At 64.7% G+C, this 16,828-nt stretch carries 15 protein-coding genes and 2 pseudogenes; 2 read left to right on the top strand and 15 right to left on the bottom strand.

Annotation, left to right across the window (positions count from 1 at the left end; translation table 11 throughout):
• Positions 1–87: 87 nt before the first annotated feature.
• The 12 genes and pseudogenes from IE122_RS18390 to IE122_RS10490 form a co-directional block, all read right to left on the bottom strand.
• The gene (locus IE122_RS18390) at positions 88–1,173 is read right to left on the bottom strand and encodes a DUF3363 domain-containing protein (protein ID WP_373299131.1); all 1,086 of its coding nucleotides are present in this window, start codon (positions 1,171–1,173) and stop codon (positions 88–90) included.
• A 129-nt stretch (positions 1,174–1,302) separates the two neighbouring features.
• Positions 1,303–1,713 (bottom strand): annotated as a pseudogene (locus IE122_RS18385) (replication initiator protein A); the annotation flags it as partial.
• A gap of 5 nt (positions 1,714–1,718) precedes the next feature.
• Positions 1,719–1,976: a helix-turn-helix transcriptional regulator gene (locus IE122_RS10535; RefSeq protein ID WP_189621120.1), complete on the bottom strand. Its 258-nt coding sequence runs from the start codon at positions 1,974–1,976 to the stop codon at positions 1,719–1,721.
• A gap of 91 nt (positions 1,977–2,067) precedes the next feature.
• Positions 2,068–2,589, bottom strand: a complete 522-nt coding sequence (locus IE122_RS10530) for a DUF2285 domain-containing protein (RefSeq protein WP_505831879.1) — start codon at positions 2,587–2,589, stop codon at positions 2,068–2,070.
• A 36-nt stretch (positions 2,590–2,625) separates the two neighbouring features.
• Entirely contained in the window at positions 2,626–3,060 is a 435-nt protein-coding gene (locus IE122_RS10525; protein WP_189621118.1) for a hypothetical protein, read from the bottom strand.
• Positions 3,061–3,717: 657 nt separating this feature from the next.
• Positions 3,718–3,960, bottom strand: a pseudogene (locus IE122_RS10520) (hypothetical protein); the annotation flags it as partial.
• A gap of 40 nt (positions 3,961–4,000) precedes the next feature.
• Positions 4,001–4,939, bottom strand: coding sequence for an SDR family NAD(P)-dependent oxidoreductase (locus tag IE122_RS10515; RefSeq protein ID WP_189621117.1), 939 nt, complete (start codon positions 4,937–4,939; stop codon positions 4,001–4,003).
• Positions 4,936–5,703: an SDR family NAD(P)-dependent oxidoreductase gene (locus tag IE122_RS10510; protein WP_189621116.1), complete on the bottom strand. Its 768-nt coding sequence runs from the start codon at positions 5,701–5,703 to the stop codon at positions 4,936–4,938. Before IE122_RS10510 ends, IE122_RS10515 begins: the two co-directional genes overlap by 4 nt.
• A 13-nt stretch (positions 5,704–5,716) precedes the next feature.
• Positions 5,717–6,505, bottom strand: coding sequence for an alpha/beta fold hydrolase (locus tag IE122_RS10505; protein WP_189621115.1), 789 nt, complete (start codon positions 6,503–6,505; stop codon positions 5,717–5,719).
• A gap of 99 nt (positions 6,506–6,604) precedes the next feature.
• A complete protein-coding gene (locus IE122_RS10500; protein WP_189621114.1) occupies positions 6,605–8,950 on the bottom strand; it encodes a TonB-dependent receptor in 2,346 nt (781 codons plus the stop codon).
• Between the two features lie 68 nt (positions 8,951–9,018).
• Positions 9,019–9,552, bottom strand: coding sequence for a 3-phenylpropionate/cinnamic acid dioxygenase subunit beta (locus tag IE122_RS10495; protein ID WP_189621113.1), 534 nt, complete (start codon positions 9,550–9,552; stop codon positions 9,019–9,021).
• Positions 9,549–10,868: an aromatic ring-hydroxylating oxygenase subunit alpha gene (locus tag IE122_RS10490; RefSeq protein ID WP_189621112.1), complete on the bottom strand. Its 1,320-nt coding sequence runs from the start codon at positions 10,866–10,868 to the stop codon at positions 9,549–9,551. Before IE122_RS10490 ends, IE122_RS10495 begins: the two co-directional genes overlap by 4 nt.
• A 164-nt stretch (positions 10,869–11,032) precedes the next feature.
• On the opposite strand from IE122_RS10490, the gene IE122_RS10485 reads away from it, so the two are divergent.
• Entirely contained in the window at positions 11,033–11,719 is a 687-nt protein-coding gene (locus IE122_RS10485; protein WP_229814009.1) for a GntR family transcriptional regulator, read from the top strand.
• A 48-nt stretch (positions 11,720–11,767) separates the two neighbouring features.
• Here IE122_RS10485 and leuB read toward each other — a convergent pair whose 3' ends face one another.
• From leuB to IE122_RS10470, 3 genes are all read right to left on the bottom strand, one after another.
• Positions 11,768–12,877: a 3-isopropylmalate dehydrogenase gene (leuB, locus tag IE122_RS10480; RefSeq protein WP_229814007.1), complete on the bottom strand. Its 1,110-nt coding sequence runs from the start codon at positions 12,875–12,877 to the stop codon at positions 11,768–11,770.
• Positions 12,877–14,553: a CocE/NonD family hydrolase gene (locus IE122_RS10475; protein WP_229814005.1), complete on the bottom strand. Its 1,677-nt coding sequence runs from the start codon at positions 14,551–14,553 to the stop codon at positions 12,877–12,879. The genes leuB and IE122_RS10475 overlap by 1 nt, the downstream gene beginning before the upstream one ends.
• Positions 14,554–14,641: 88 nt before the next feature.
• The gene (locus IE122_RS10470) at positions 14,642–15,580 is read right to left on the bottom strand and encodes a LysR family transcriptional regulator (RefSeq protein ID WP_189621110.1); all 939 of its coding nucleotides are present in this window, start codon (positions 15,578–15,580) and stop codon (positions 14,642–14,644) included.
• Positions 15,581–15,625: 45 nt separating this feature from the next.
• Here IE122_RS10470 and IE122_RS10465 point away from each other — a divergent pair, with 45 nt between their 5' ends.
• Positions 15,626–16,828, top strand: coding sequence for a muconate/chloromuconate family cycloisomerase (locus IE122_RS10465; protein ID WP_373299129.1), 1,203 nt, complete (start codon positions 15,626–15,628; stop codon positions 16,826–16,828).

Genomic DNA, 16,828 nt, shown 5'->3' with positions numbered 1-16,828 from the left:
CGAAGGCTGAAGCCAGCATCCGACTGAAGTCGGAGGGTTTGCTCCTCACTTGGGACACTGAATTTTGCAACAATGCCGCGCGTCCCGTCACAGCCCGATCCCCCGGCCGCGCCCCAAGGCCCAATCGACGCCGCCGCCCGGCGCCATGGTGCCGGTGATGTGCGCGCCGAGATGTTTGTCGAGCGCCGGGCACCAGGGTACGAGCTGGAAGCTCAGTCCCTCGTCGATCATGGCGAAGCGCCCGGAGGATAGCGTCACGCGCTCGCGATAGGTCCCGCTCACCAGATCGCCGGCGGCCGAGGCCTTGTGCGCAAGGCCGGTGCGATCGGCGATGGTCTGCACCGCCTGTTCGATCTCCCGGGAGCGGAGCGTGTCGATCAGATCGCGCGCGAGGATCAATCGCTGGCCCTGACGTCGGGCAAGCCCGAGCGATTCGAGGTGGCCAGCGCGCGCATCCATCGCCGCGCGGACTTCGAGACCGAAGCCATCGCTGGCGGCGCTGGGTTCGCCCGACAGGAGCTGGCGATCGAGCCATGTGGCACCGGGCGCCGCCACCTGTTCGGCGAGGGGCCCGTCGCTGCGGGTTGCCAGCGACAGGCGGGCCCGCCCTTTCGCGTCACCCCAGGACCGCAGTTCGACGATCGAACCGGGGGCGGCATCTCCGGTCATGTCGATGTCATCGAAACGCAGATGATGAACATGTCCGTCGATGCCATCGATTACGGCATAGGCGCTGCCGGTGAGTTCGTCGTGAAGCCCGCGTTCGACGAGGCGGCCGATAACCGGATCGGCCGGTGGCTGATCGTGGAGTTCCAGCGCCGCGGGATCAAAGGCGCGGTCTTGCCGGCTCATCGCCCGGTGCATGGTCTTGATCACGTCGCCGCGGATATCAAGATCGCGCAGCACCTGTTCGGCGCCCGCTTCCATCGTCCAGAGACCAACGTCTTCGCGCGAGACGAGGCCGAGTTCCTCCAGCCTGGCGGCACGGCCCAGCAGCAGGCGACGCATGGCAGGGTCAGCGTCGCCGCCTGGCCTCAGGTCGATCAGCCCCGCCGTCTCGCGGGCCATGTTCTGCAACCGGCGATCAAGGCTCGTCCATCGCTCGGCATCGACTTCGCGTTCGAACGCGGTGCGGATCTCGAGGTCGCTGCGAGGTCCAAGCTCGAGTGTCACGCGCTCCTCGGCCTGGGCACGAAAGCCGGAACTGATATAGCCCCGGTCGATGACGAGATCGGCGCCGTCCCCGGTCACCCCGCGTACGAGCACATGGACATGGGGGTTGTCGGTGTTCCAGTGATCGACCGCGACCGTAGTCGACTGCAGCCGGTCGAATGCGGCTTTCAGGCGATCGTAATTGTCCCGGCTGGTACCGCGGCCGATATAGGAAAGGATCGCGTGCGGTGTCGTGGCCATCAGCCGCGACGTCGGACGCCCGGCATCGCGCGCCTCGACGATCTGGCTGGCGGCCCAGATCAGGATATCGGCATCCCAGATGGCCGCCATGCCGTGTTCGGGCACGGCTTCGACCGAGATCCAGGTCTCGCCCATGCGAAAGTCGATCGGCGCAACGCGGCGCGACTTGGCGAGGCTGAAGAAGGGCCAGGTCATGAGATCCTGCGCGTCGCGCAGGGCGACAGGACCGGGCGCCGGTCGAAAGAGCTCCAGTTGCTCGCCGTGAAGAGCTGCCGGTTCGAGGGATCGGGATGACGGCACGCCGATCAGCCTTCAGCCGGGCGGCGCTTGGCGGGATAGACGGTGCCGACGCCGGGGTCGGAGGTCGAACGGCGGGTGCCGAGGTCTGCCCAGGCCTCGAGATCGTCGAGGGCATAGACCACGCGCCCGCCGAGCCGGCGAAAGACCGGACCGGTCCCATAGCAGCGGTGCTTTTCAAGCGTGCGCGGCGAGAGACCGAGCAGCTTCGCGGCATCGGGGGTTCTGAGGTAGCGCGGGCCGGAATGGGCGGCGGACGTGTGCATAGGGGTACTCCTCGGCGTCTGGGGCCAATCGCCGGGCGGCGTGGAAGGCCCGGTCGGACAGTCGCGGAGTTCCGGCGGCGCGGGGGAGCGGCTATTTTGAGCCGGCGCTTTTTGTCGCACCGGCTGGACGCCCCCGCAGCAGAGCGCGATAGCCGCCGTTCATGAGCGCGAGCGCCTCGTCGATCAGCCGCTGGGTACGGCGGCGCTCGGAGGATGCTTTCCATTCGGCACCGCGACCGATCGCGAGGCGCGGGTAGATCAGCCGTTCGGCGATCTCATGCGTGCTGGGTCGCCCTTTGCCCGGCGCCTGCAGCGCATCGAGAATGTCGAGGAGCAGATAAAGGCGGCGCGCCTGAAAGGCGGTCGGCCGCATGGCGCCGGGGCAGCGGCCGGGCGGAACGCCCGAGAGCCGCAGATCAAGCCGCCGGGTTGCCTCGGCCCGCCGAACCATCGCGCCGTCGCGCGGGATCACATAGGCGAGCGCCTGTCCTGCCCGCGGATCACGTATCCAGAGATGATGGGCGCCGCCACAATCGCCCAGGACGGCGTGGCACCCAAAGATCCCGCCCCGCTCGACTTTACTTCGTAAGCAAACGACCGGCGCGCAGCGCAAGACGCTTTCTCGTCATGTCCCTGCGGACCAAACGAGTCAGGCTGATCGGACGGGCCGATCCGACAATTCGGCAGTGGCGATCATTCGAGTGAATGCCGCCGCGCCGACCACGACCGAACCAATTGCGGCGAGCGCGATCTGCCAGAATCCCGACGGCATGAGGTGGCGCACGATGCCGTAGGTAGCGAGATAACCTGCCAAGGCAGCCGGAGCGACGAAGGCAAGCGTCACAGCAATCTTCAGCCAGGTCGGACGCAAGGCGATCAGCAGGAACCGGCCAATAGCAAGCGTTGCACCCGCCACGGTCAGTCCGACGGCAACGGAGCCTGCAATGCCCGTACCCGCCTGATGCGCCCATATGCTGACGCTGAGGCCGGCCATCACGGGTAGCGCGCTGACGGAAAGTGCGAACAGCAGCCAGCACAGCGCGCCAACGGCGGCGAGCGATGCGATGATAGCAATGACGATCATGGTGGTGGTCTCCGCGAAATCATGCCCAACGGGAGCGCCATCCACCACCACCTCGGCGCGGCCTGAAGTATAACGAGAAATTGCCTGTATCGGGAGCGGAATTCGTGCAGTTCGCCACTCCCGGACAAGCGTCCTGGCTGGTCACGTCGCGAAGGGATCGATTTCCGCGACGACTTCGGCATCGCCATCGAATTCGCTGGAGGGGACGACCGAGAGGGTTCCGTCTCCGGCGCGGAAGATGACAATTACGGCCATCAGAGAGTATGCGAGGCTTGAGGCGAAGGCTTGGGCTTGCGAGAGCGACATCGTTCCGGCTCCTGTCTTGGAGGCGGGGGACCGTCCCCCGCGCGACAGGCGCCCGATGTGTCCGGGCAAGGGCTGCAATCACCGCAGAGGCGCAGCCTCAAGGCCGCACGCCCAGCGTAGCGGACCCTTCACGGGTTGATGGCGTCAGGCCCTTGGCTGGGCCAAGGATCAGCGCTCAGGAAGCGGGGGTGGTGGACTGCAATTGGGACTTTCCTGCCGATGCCGGTGCAACCGTTGAATGTCATCTTATGCCGGAACCCGCCATTCCAAAGTCGATAAGCCGCTGGACGCCGCTCTCGAATCCGGCGGCATAACCGTCCGCAGGCCGCTCTCACATCCACACCATCTACATTAGATGTTTGGTCCCAGCATGTGATGGGTTGGCTGAACGATAAATGCTTGGGGCTTTGATTTCCAGAGTTCGTCGATAGCTTGGTAAGGCGTCCTGAACTTGAGAGCCTTGAGTTGCTTGGCGAAGTTGTAGGCGATCAGCCAGTCGCCGACGCGCCGCCAAGTGGCTTCTGCGGATCGTTCCGCAGCCTTTCGGAGCAGGTGCTTGAGCTTGGCGAAGACCTGCCCGATCGGATTGTGGTCGGCCCCTGCTGACCGACGGCGTCGATCCTCGCCTCAGACCTCAGATTGGCGTGCCACTCAGCCTGGCCAGCCGGGCAAACGTTGTGCCGACCGCACTCAGCGCATTGTCAGGCATGAGAATGCCGGCGGTGTCGGCGATCTCGGCGTTGTGCGCGTGGATGGCCTCCGCAGATATGCCCGCCGGGTTGTCGATGTCGATCCCTGTGGTTTCGCTGACCCGGGCGCGGGCGAAGTGTCCGCCACCGGCGATCAGTATTTCGCCGTTCCAGTCGCACCGGTCGCTTGCCATCCAGGTCACCGCAGGCGCAACCAGCGCCGGATCGATGTAGGGGCGCATCGCCTCGGGAAAAGTGCCCTCTCCCATGCGCGTGAGCGCGAAGGGTGCGATGGCGTTGACACGGATGCCGCGGGTCGGGGCTTCCAACTTCATCGCGTGGAGCAGGCCCATGACGCCCATCTTGGCCGTGCCGTAGGCCGCCGCATCGAGTTGGCCGTACATGCCGACCTGGCTGGTGGTCAGCACGATGGCACCCCCGCCCTGCGCCGCCATGTGCGTCCAGGCGGCGCGGCTCACCAGGTAGCTGCCAAGCACATGGACCTGAAAATGATCGGTGAAATCCGCCACGCTCGATTGCGAGAAGGTCAGCTTGCGCATCTGCCCGGCGTTGTTGACGACAATGTCGATCCGCCCCCAGCGCGAGACCGCCGCATCGACCATGTCGCGCGCATCATCGGCATCGGCCACGTTGCCGAGGTGCACGACTGCCTCGCCGCCATTGGCCGTGATCTGGGCGACAACGTCCTCCGCCGGCGTCGCGCCTTCCAGCCGGCCACCCGACATATCCACATTGGCATCGTTGACCACTACCTTGGCACCACGCCGCGCCAGATCGAGCGCATAGGCCCGACCGAGGCCGCGCCCCGCGCCGGTGACCAGCGCTACCTTGCCGTCGAAGCGGATTTCGCCGGTGCCGCTCATTCGGCGAGATATCCGCCGTCGACCGGCAGCGTCGTGCCGGTGACCCAATCGGACGCGCGCGAAGCAAGGAATTGCGCCGGTCCTGCCATCTCGGCCGGCTCGACCATGCGGCCCATCGCCATCTTGCCCACCAGCCAATCCCCGAACGAGGGATCGAGCTCGCCCGCGCCCAGCGCCGTGGCAAAGCCAGCCGGCGCGATACCGTTGACGTTGATGCCGTGGGGAGCCAGTTCCAGCGCGAGCTGCCGGGTCAGGCTGACGATCGCGCCCTTCGACGACATGTAGGCGGCGACTTGCGCCGGCCGCGCGCCGCGAATGCCCCATACCGACGCGGTGAACACGATCTTGCCGCACCCCGCCGCCTTCATCTTCACCGCCGCAGCCTGGGCCGTGATGAAGGCGCCATCGAGGTTGACCGCGTGAACCTTGCGCCAGTTGTCGAGGTCCATGTCGATGGCGGGGCCAGCCCGGCCCGCAACACCGGCGTTGATGAACACGGCATCCAGCTTGCCATGCTCCGCAACGATCGCGTTAGTCGCCGCCTTGACCGCGACCTCATCGGTAACGTCGATATGGGCGGTGTGGACCGTGAGGCCGGCAGACGCCGCCTCGTCCGCCGTCTGGGCCAGTCCCTCGTCGTTGACGTCCCAGGCAATGACCCGGGCCCCCGCCCCGGCAAGGCCCATGACGATGCCCTTGCCGATGCCGGCCCCGCCACCGGTGACGAGAATGACGTTGCCGCGAATGTCGAACAGATCGTTCATGGATAGGCTGCCCTTAGCGATCGTGGATACGGTCGAGGAAATTCAGGATGGCGCGGTTGGCCAGCTCGGGTGCTTCCAGGTTGGCGGTATGGCCGACGCCGGCGAACTTGTGCAGCGTCAGGTCGGATATCTCCATGACCATCGACAACACCCGTTCGAGCGGAAGCGGGACGTCCTCCTCGCCATGGAGCATGAGGACCGGCACCCTGATCTCCTTCAGGCGATCCGTGTAGTCCGCCTTGTGGGTCCAGCTTGTGCTTTGCGCCCACACCGCGCGGGCGGGGATCACAGTGGCCCAGCGGTCGATCCAGTGCTGCACCAGCGGCATGTTGTTCGCGTAAGTGGTCGATCCGAAGCAGAACGGGGCTGACCATTCGGCGATGTCGCGCGGCACCGGGCCGTCGATCTGCAACTCGTCGAACTTGGCCTTGAAGGCTTCCTTCTCATGGTCGGGATAATCAACCGCCATGGTATCGATGAAGATCACCGCATCGCAGCGATCCTGATATTTGAGCGCGAAGTTGATGGTGGAGAACGCGCCGACCGACATGCCGGCGGCCACGAAGGTTTCGATGCCCAGATCATCGGCAAGCCGGGCGGTATCGTCGGCCAGATCGTCGAGGCTGTGGGCCTGGGGATTGTCCTCCAGCAGCGCCCGGCTGTTCATCGAGATCACCCGGTATCCGCACTCGGCCAGGAAATCCATCTGCGGCGCGAACATCGTCGCGTCCATCAGCGTCCCGTGGTTGAGGATGATGGCGGGGCCGGAGCCCTTCTCGATGTAGCGTTCAAAACCGGCCATGCGCGACTCCTTATGATTGGCCCGATGGGTACAAGAACCCTGCCGGCTGGCACAATGGCCGGGCCGGCAGGGCGATCGCAGGTTTGGGTGGGATCGCGATCAGAAGTGGTAGCCGATGGCTGCCGTCAGCCAGCGCGGCGTGCCATAGGCGGATTCGGTGCAACCGCAGACCGAGGTCAGATCGACCTGGGTGACGAGGTAGCGCTTGTCGAAGATGTTGTTGGCGGTCAGCGTCACGTCCCACTGGCGCGATACGTCCTGCCAGCGCACGGTCGCGCCCCACAGGCTGTATCCGGGCACGTACTGGTTCGTGAAGTTCTGGTTGTTGGTGTAGAAGCCGGCGGTGTAATAGTAATTGCCGGAAAGCGTCAGATCACCCTGGGCGATGGCCCCCGGCAGAGTGTACGACACCAGCGCCGAGGCTTGGCTCTTGGCCGCGAACGGCGTACGCACGGTCTGGGGATCCAGCCCGTTCGCGACGGTCACGTCCTTGACCTTGGCGTTCAGCAACGAGCCCGAGAAATCGAACTGCAGGTTGGGCACCGGTTTGACCGTCAGGCTGCCTTCCACGCCATAATTGCGCGCGGGCTTGTTGAGCACGTAAGTGGTCAGCGCGCGCGAGCTGTAGGCTTGGTAGTTCTTGTAGTCATAGTAATAGGCCGCCGCGTTGAAGCGGGCCTTGCCGTCCCAGAACGTCAGCTTGGTACCCACTTCGTAAGCCAGCAGGGTCTCGTCACCATAAGGTATGCTGGCGTCGCCGATCGAGCTGATGGCAAGAAGGACGTTGTAGTTGCCGCTCTTGGTGCCGCGGTTGATGCCGGCGTAGACCAGCGCATCGGGATTGGGCATCCACTGCAGCTGCAGTTTGCCCGCCCACAGATGCTGGGTGCGCTTGTCGGAATAGTCTGCGCCGAACGAATAGAGGTAATCCGCCGGGTCAGTGTTGATCTCGTAAGGATCGGCATTGGTAAAGGCATAGGCACCGTAGAAGAAATTCTGCTTGTCGACGATGCCGCGCAGGCCTGCGGTGACAGAGATGGTGGGGGTAATCTTGTATTCCACCTGCCCGAACACCGAAGCCGACTGGGTGTGCAGCTTGGCGACGTTCACCGTGTCGATACCGGTGTCGGTCGCATCGAACAGGTCAGCGAAGAGCGAGCCGATCGGACCGACGAGGCCGACGTTGAAATTCGACTTGATGTCCAGCAGATAGATGCCGGTGGACCAATCGAGGCTGTCGGTAGAGCCCTGCAGGCGCAGTTCCTCCGACCAGTTGGTGGCACGGCCCTTGCTGCCGAAGTTCAGGAAGTTGGTCGGCGAGGCATCGGCGTCGAATAGCGTCTTTTTCCAGAACCGGCGGTAGCTGGTGACCGAGACCAGCTTGGCACTGCCCATGTCGTAATCGATGTGCAGGTTGACGTCGTTGCTATAGGAGAAATCGACGTTTTTCTTCGCCAGATCGGAGGAAATCTCGCGATCGCCGATGTCCGGCGGGGTATAGCCCAGTGCGTCCTTGTCGGTGAACACGGTGTCCACGATAACGCCGTCGGCGTTGGTCACGGCAACGCTCGGACGCTCGGCATAAGCGGCGGTCGAATAGCGCTGGCGATTGATGGAGCCCATGAGCCGTATGCTGAGATCGTTCGTGGGCTTGTATTCGAGCTGGAGACGTCCGGCGATGTTGCGCTTGCCGCCAAGGTCGGCACAGCACGGCTCAACGGTGGACGAACCGGCACCCGATGCGATGTCGGAAGCGGCCTGGTTCTTCCAGAACGCACCGTTGCGATCATAGAGGAACGAGACACGGGCCGAAAGGGTATCGCTGATGGGGCCGCCGACAGCCCCTTCGAGGCGCACTTGGTCGTAGCTGCCGTATGTCGCCTGACCATACCCTTCGAGCCGGTCGCTCGGCTTGTTGATGATATAGTGGACCAGACCACCGGTGGCGTTGCGCCCGAACAGGATGCCCTGCGGACCCTTCAGGACTTCCACGCGCTGCATGTCGTAAAAGCCGAAGTTCTGGCCCTGAAGGTTAGGGATGTAGCTGTCATCGACATAGACCGCGATCGGGCCCTCGGCGATTTCGGCGTAGTCGTTCTGCGTAACGCCGCGCATCGAATACTGTGCGTTCTCGCCACCCGAGCTGGACGAGATCGACACGCCCGGGGTTAGCCGGATGATGTCGGTGGAACGGGTAAGACCAAGGTCGCGCAGCTTGTCGCCGCTGACCGCCGTGATCGAGATCGGCACCTGCTGGAGGTTCTGCTCGCGCCTCTGGGCGGTGACGACGATATCGCCGATGCCTTCACTTTCGCTGCTGGTGCTTGCGGTCTCCGACGCAGTATCCTGTGCGAAGGCCGGGTTGACGACGGCCAGCGAAAGGCTGAGCGCCAGCGCGACGAGGCTCGGGGAAGGCAGGGAGCGCAAGGTAGCTAGGTTGGTCATAAACAATTCCCTCATGTCTGGTGCGGCCCAATCCCTCTCCGGTTGGTCCTTTGTGTTGCTTGCATTCATCAAAGAAAGGTCGTGATGCTGCGCGCGGTCAGTACCGATTGCGCGAAGATGATCTTGCGGCGAGCAAGGCGCAGTTCGCCGTCAACCCGGCGCAGCACGTCCTCGCGCACGCCGTGGTAGCTGTCCTCCTCAGTCTCCAGCCGCGAACGGAATAGGTAGAAGCACGAGCGCACCGGGATGTCCTCCGCGCCTTGCTCACCTACCTCGACGTTGGAGATCAGCCGGGTCATGCGCGAAGGCGGCACTTCTGCCCAGGCACCAGGAAAGCCGAGCCGGGCCACCCGCATGCCCAGCGTCGCGCGGGTATCGTCGAAGTAGGCGCTTTCATCCGCGGCAGCGACGTAGTGCCCGGCGCGATGACGCCGCTCGCGGCTTTCGACCACCGGGGCCCAGTAGTGGATGTCGTCAGTGACGAGTTCCAGCCAGGCCTTGTAATTTTGGGTATCGAGCAGCCGCGCCTCTGCATAGAGGAACTGCTGGGCTTCGAAGGTCAGCGCCATCCGGGCGAGCAGATCTTGCGAGGGCGCGCTCATCTGCTGATCTCCCCGGAGTGCGAGCGGCAGGCGGCGGGCACTTGCGGCGGCGGCGGGTCCATCGCCATCAGCTCGGCCCAGCGCGCGTACATGTTGCGCTGGTTGATGTCCGAACTCTTGTTGTCGATCCGGCCGGGAATGTCGTCGCGGGTATGTTCGTGGCCCATGCCCATCTGGTAATTGGCCATCAGCCCGCGCGCGGTGGGACTAAGCGAGGAATACGTGGTCTGCGACCAGTTATCCATGTCGTCCTGCTCCCAGGTCCCTGCCGGGCCCTGGCGCAGCATGCAGTGTCGGCGCAGCATGTCCTTCATCTCGGCTGGCATCGCCTTGTCGACGATGGTCAGGTCGCGCACTTCGGTCTTCAGCGGCCCGCGCGGGTGCCAGATGTGCAGCGAGGCAAACGGGAACTCGATCGAGAAGTTGGGAAAGATCGTCGCATGCACCGGGGTCAGCCGCGTCGCCCGCAATTCGCCGAGTTTGGCGACGAGCTGGTCCTGGATCGACTTCAGGTAATCGTCGATCCCGGCAAGGTGTCCGTAGCCGCCGCGTGCGTTGTCCTCCGATGCCATCCACATGCCCACGCCGTGCCCGTTGTCGAGCGCGGCTTGGTATCCGACCACGTCCTTGACCCGGCCGCCGGCACCTTCAAGCCCCGGCACCCGCATGATCGAGGCGTGCGTGGCCGCAGCATGATAGCTGTCGCCCACGAAATTCTCTGCGGCATGCTTCCAGTTGGTCGGAATGATCCACCGGCGCATGCCGCCGACCAGCTCGGTCCCGCCCTCGACCCGGTCGAGTAGGCAATCGAGATAGAAGCGCGCGTCGCCGAGAAATTCCTCGAGCGGCTCGACTTCGGGGTTCCAGCTCGCGAAGATGAGGCCCTTGTAGGTTGCGACCCGAGGGGCTTCGAGGAGGCCCCACTGGGTCGGGTCGATGCCGTGACGGTAATCCGCCTCCAGCCCCGGCACCACTTTCAGGGTGCCATCGGGATTGTACGACCAGCCGTGGTAGGGACACAGGAACAGCTTGGCATTGCCGCGATCGACGCGGCAGACGGTGCCGCCCCGGTGGCGGCACATGTTGAGCATCACCTTGATGCCTTGCGCAGTGCGCGAGACGATGACGGGGTCGGCCCCCATCCAGGTGGTGAAGAAATCGTTGGTCTCGGCAATTTCGCTCTCATGGCCGAGCGCAAGCCAGGTGCGACGGAAAATGCGATCCATTTCCGCGTCGTAGATTTCGGCGTCGGAAAAGATCCGACGGTCGATCAGCCCGTTTTCCAGGTCGACCAGGCGAGATACATCGAACGTCACGAAACCCCCGTGAATGTCGCACAAAGTGGTGGATTGTCGCCGCAGCTTTTTCGGATTGCTGCGGTTCGTGCTGAAAAGTTGTACGACAATTTGATCTGTGTCAACGACGTTTCTTGAGATTGTACGACAAACTTGATAGTCCGCATTCACACAGGAGTTGAAACGTGGCGGAAGCAGACCCGGGAATTGCCAGAAAAGCAGCGAATCCCACGCTTGCGCAGACGCTGGTCGAGCAGATCGAGCAGCGCATCGTGCGGGGGGATTATCGCCCCGGCGAACGGCTGGTGGAGGCGGAGCTGGCGGCCGATTTCGGCGTTGGACGGGGGAGCATCCGCGAGGCGCTCCGCCGACTCGAGGCGAATCGCTACATCCGGTTCGAGCCCAATCGCGGGGCCATGGTGTCCCGCCCGACGGCCAAGCAGGTGACCGACATGCTGCGCATCCGGGGCGCGATCGCCGGGCTTGGAGCGCGCGCGGCGGCGGAGCGGATCGCCCTGCCCGGCCACCGCGATACCATGCGGAGCTTGCTGGCCGGTATCGAGCAGGAATTGTCGGACATGCACCCGGCGCATCACCGCAAGGGCAATGGCCGCTTCCATCGCACGCTGAACGAACTGTCGGGGATCGAGGACATCGGCGCGCTGATGGATCAGGTTAACATCCCGATGCTCTACGAAATCTACTTCCGCGACCTCACCGAGGACCAGTGGCGCACGAACCTTGACGATCACTTCGACCTGGCGCGCGCGGTCCTTGCGGGCGACGGTGATGCGGCGGAGGCGATTGCCAAGCGCCACATGCACCGGATGATCGAACGCGCCACCCTGATCGCGGAACGCTGGGCGACCTGACCGGCCGGGGCCGTTACGCCGGCCGGTCAGGTCGCTGTTGCAGGAGCTTCAGGCCGCTTCCAGTTCCTCCGCCAACGCGGCGATGATGGCCGCGCCCATCGCCGTGGTCCCCACCGGCGTGCCGGCCCCCGCCACATCGGCGGTGCGCGTTCCCGTGGCCAAGGCGGCGGCGATGGCGCGATCCAGCGCGTCGGCGAGGTCATGCCGAGCCATCGAATGGCGCAGCAGCATGCCAAGGCTGGCGATCATCGCGATCGGATTGGCGATGCCCTTGCCGGCGATGTCGGGGGCGGAGCCGTGGACCGGCTCGTAAAGCGCTGCCAGCCGCCCCTGCGCATCGGGGGCACCAAGCGACGCCGATGGCAGCATGCCCAACGATCCTGCCGCCATCGCAGCCACGTCCGACAGCATGTCCCCGAACAGGTTGTCGGCGAGGATCACATCAAACTGCTTGGGCCGGCGGACGAGCTGCATGGCGCAATTGTCCGCCAGCAGATGGACCAGTTCCACCTGCGGATAAAGGTCGTGCTGCATCCGGCTGACCACCTGACGCCACAGCAGCCCGCTCTTCATCACGTTGCTTTTCTCGACCGAGGCGAGCCGCCCCTGCCGTTCGCCGGCGAGCCGGAAGGCGACGTAGGCGATCCGCTCGATCTCGTCCTCGTCGTAGACCTGGGTATCGACCGCGCGGCGGCGGCCGTTCTCCTGGGTGACGATTTCCTTGGGCTCGCCGAAGTAGACCCCGCCGGTCAGTTCGCGCACGATCATCAGGTCCAGCCCATCGACCAACTCGGGCTTGAGGCTGGAAGCCCCCGCCAGCGCCGGCGGGCAAACCGCCGGGCGCAAGTTGGCGAACAGGTCCATCTCCTTGCGCAGCCGCATGAAGCCGATTTCCGGGCGCAAGTGGTACGGCACATGATCCCATTGCTCACCGCCCACCGCGCCGAACAGGACGGTGCCGCAGGCCTGCGCCCTGGCAAGCGTAGCATCGCCGAGCGGGTGTCCGTGGCGATCGTAAGCGGTGCCGCCGGCAAGGTCGGCCTCGGTGCGGATATCGGTGAGGCCGGTGCGGTTGAGGAATGCGATCACCGCCTCCGCCTGCCCCATCACTTCGCCGCCGATGCCGTCGCCGGGCAGCAGGAGAACATCGAACGGCATCAGGCGTCTCCCTCGATCACCGGAAGGCTCAGCCAGCTGTCATATCCTCCGCCGAAATGGACGGTGTGCCAGCCGCGATTGACCTTTTCCTCAAACCCGATCGCCACATCCGAAGGCGGGATGGAGGTTCCCTGGATCACCAGCATCAGCGTCTCGCCCGCCTCGAACCGGGTCGAGGTGGGGTGGATTTCAACGGTCATCTCGGTCGGGACGCCGGCTTCCAGAGGGATCTGGCGCTTGTGCCTGAGGACGGGGCGGAACGACGTGCTCGCCTCCGACAACTCGCGATGCGAGGCGCGCAGCCAGCCGCGCGAGACGATGTCGTTCGGGTTATTGCCGCTCTCGCCAAGGAAGAACACCTCGTTGCCCTCGGCATCGAACTTCTTGAGGCCCACGAACAAGTCAGCATCGTCACCATCCTCGATCGAGAGCCACAGGTGCAGGTGGCTGTGGCCGACCAGATCGATGTCCCGATCGAAGCGGATGGAGAAGCTGGCCCGCCCGGTTTCGCTGTCATACACTTGGCTACCCTCGCCTCCCGGTGCCGCCGAACGCAGAGCGCCGTCGGCACCGAGGTGGAAGCGGGTCTGAACCGCCTGCGGCAAAGGCCAGCGCGGGCCGGTGACCGGAGCCCAGCGCGTGAGCCCGGAAAACACCTTGCCAAATACGCGCGGGGTCTCTTCCCAGCCGTTGTCGATGCCCTTGACGAAGTGGTCGAAGAACCGGCGCTGCAGCGCGAGACCGGACTCGTCGTAATAGGCCGCCCATTCGGGATCGCGGTGGATATACAGCCACTTGTCCGACGATCCGACCGTCATGAAGTTCTCGAAGGCATCGCGCGTGTGCTTGGCCTGATCCGAGATGGAGCCGCCGATCAGCGTCGGCACCGCCACGTCGGGCAGCATTGCCAGCATCTCCAGCTTCTCGGCATGATAGGGATCATCGATAAGGCGTGGCGCTCCGGCGATGTCAGTGAAGGCACGCATGCCCTCGGCGTGGACGGGATCGTTCAGCGAGGGGATCGTGAAATTCTCGAAGATCCAGCGTGACATATAAGTGTTCGGAATGCCGCCCAGGTAATCCGAACGGAAGCGGTCAGTGCGCGCGTCCCAGGGGTTGATCGCCACCAGCGCCGGCGGCCGCATCGCGGCAAGGAAATACTGGTTAGTGCCGAGGTACGAGACGCCCGAAGTCGCCACCCGACCGTTGCACCAGGGCTGCGCCCCGACCCATTCGACGATTTCGTAGAAATCCCGGAACGCTGGTATCGAGAACGGCTTGGCGACGCCCGGCGACTTGCCGAAGCCGCGCGCATCGACGTGGACCACACCATAGCCGTGCGGCACCCAATGCGCGGGATCGGGACCCTCGAAGGTCGCATCGTCGCTGAAGCGCATGACGCCGAGGTGAGTATTCTCGATCGGCAGGAACACGTCGTAGTGCTTCTTGTGCTCTTCCTTGCGATAGATCGTCATCGCGCAGATTACCGGCACCGGATCATCGCCTTCCGGCAGGTAGCAGTTGCCGGACAGCACCGTGCCGTCGGGCATCGGCACCGGAACATCAATCAGCCGGCGCATGCGCGGATAGGATGGGCCCACCGCCACATCGAAATTCGCCTGCCGCTCGAAAAATGGGCTCGCTTCGCCTTCAAGCACGGAAACTTCTCCAATCATGTACGACAATGATATTGCCTTCCGACCCAATTTCGAAGCTTATGCGCAAGACGTCAATATATTTGTCGTACAATTTTTGGATTAGCCATCAGTCCGTCGTCGGCGTCGCTTTCGCCTCACCGCTGAACACATGGCGGGCGATGGTGCGAAACAGATCGCCGGCAGCGCTGGCGTCATTGTCGCGCTGGCTCAGGATCACAGGGGACCGGGCTTGCCGATCGGCTAGCGGCACGTAGCGGATCTCGCCCCGGTGAAGCTGCTGCATCGATTGCGGCACAATGGCGATCCCGGCCTCTGCCGATACCAGCCCCAGCGCGGTCTGGATCTCGCGCACTTCGATCACCTTGGCAGGCGCCAGCCCATGATCGCGGAACAGGCCCAGCACCTGATCGGCATAGCTTGGCCGCGGCATCAGCGGATAAGCGATCAGCGGATAGCGGGCCAGAACTTCCAGCGTGACCCTGGGCGTTCGGTCAGCGTCGGCACCGGGGTCGGGGTCAGTCAGGGCCATGGCCACCGGAAGCGCTGCGACCAGCGGCTCATGCAGCAGGATTTCGCGGCGGATGGCGGCATCGTCGATCCGGACGCGGCCAAGGCCGGCATCGATCCGCCCGTCTTTCAGCGCGCCTACCTGTTCCAGTGTGGTCATTTCCACCAGATCGAGTTCGACGCCGTGCGACTGTTCGCGAAAGCGGCGCAGCGTCTCGGGCAGGCCGCCGTGCATGATCGAGCCCACCACCCCGACAACAAACCGCGCGGGCCCGGCGATGCGAAGCTGCTGCACCGCCTGGCGCATCTGCTGCACCCCGGCGAGGATCTGCGTGGTCGCCTGATAGCAGAGCCGCCCCGCCTCGGTCAGCCGCACCGGACGTTGTTCCCGCTCGAACAGCGCCGTGCCCAGTTCTTCCTCCAGCGCCCGGATCTGCCGGCTGAGCGCGGGCTGGGCAACGTGGAGCAGGCGGGCGGCCCGCGTGAAGCTGCGTTCGCGGGCGACCGCTTCAAAATAGCGCAAGTGGCGAAGTTCCATGATACCTTTCCGGCATAGAGGTAGATCGAGACAGCCTTAGCCCGGATGCCGGCAATCTCCTATGCCGGAGTGATGAAGCCGGATCGCGCAGCGCCTCGAATTTCGTCGATCGTGACCACGTTGGTCGATGTTCCCACGATCCGCCCGCACGTGCTCGCCATGGCGACGATGAAGGTCCAGACGATCTGCCTCGTGCAGATCGCATGCTCTGACGGCATCACCGGCCTGGGCGAGGCGACGACCATCGGCGGTCTCGTCTATGGTCCCGAAGCGCCCGAAAGCATCAAGCTGCTGATCGACACCTACTTTGCCCCCCTGCTGCACGACCAGCCTGCCGACCATCCGCGCAAACTGATGGCAGCGATCGACCGGCACATCGTCGGCAATGCCTTTGCCCGGTGCGCGATCGAGACGGCGCTGTTCGATGCGCAGGGGCAGCGGGCCGGATTGCCGGTCAGCGAACTGCTGGGTGGCCGCGTCCACGACCGGCTGCCCGTCCTGTGGACCCTGGCCAGCGGGGAAACCGCGCGCGATGTGACCGAGGCGCAGGAGATGATCGACCGGCGGCGACACAACGCCTTCAAGCTCAAGATCGGCAAGCGCCCCATCGCAGAAGACGTGGCCCATGTCGCCGCAATCAAACGCGCTCTGGGCGATCAGGCTTCGATCCGGGTGGACGTCAACATGGCTTGGGACGAGACTTCGGCACGCCGGGGCATCGCCATGCTCGCCGATGTCGGCTGCGATCTTGTCGAGCAACCGGTGCATCGCAGCAACCGCGCCGGGATGGCGCGGCTGCGCGCCGGTGCCCGCATCCCGATCATGGCCGACGAAGCGCTGCAGGGGCCGGCCAGCGCATTCGATTATGTCAGTGCGGCCGCCGCGGACGTACTGGCGGTCAAGATCGAGCAGTCCGGCGGCCTGTTGCCCGCCTGCGAAGTGCGGGCGATCGCCGATGCCGCCGACGTAGCGCTGTATGGCGGGACGATGCTGGAGGCGGCAGTCGGCACCGCCGCGTCAGCGCATGCCTTTGCCACTTTCCCGCGCCTGGCTTTCGGGACCGAACTGTTTGGTCCGCTGCTGCTGACCGAGGAAATCCTCGCCGAACCGCTCGAATACGCAGACTTCAGGCTGACCGTACCAACCGGGCCCGGCCTCGGCGTCCGCCTCGATGCCGATCGGGTGGCCTTCCATGCCCGTGACGCGCTGCGGCGCACCATCAGCATTCCCACCGTGCAGGAGAACTGA

The organism is Novosphingobium colocasiae (assembly GCF_014652555.1).
Lineage (GTDB): Bacteria > Pseudomonadota > Alphaproteobacteria > Sphingomonadales > Sphingomonadaceae > Novosphingobium > Novosphingobium colocasiae.
The sequence above is the reverse complement of the archived record's forward strand: the minus strand, read 5'-3'. Positions and strand labels throughout refer to the sequence as shown.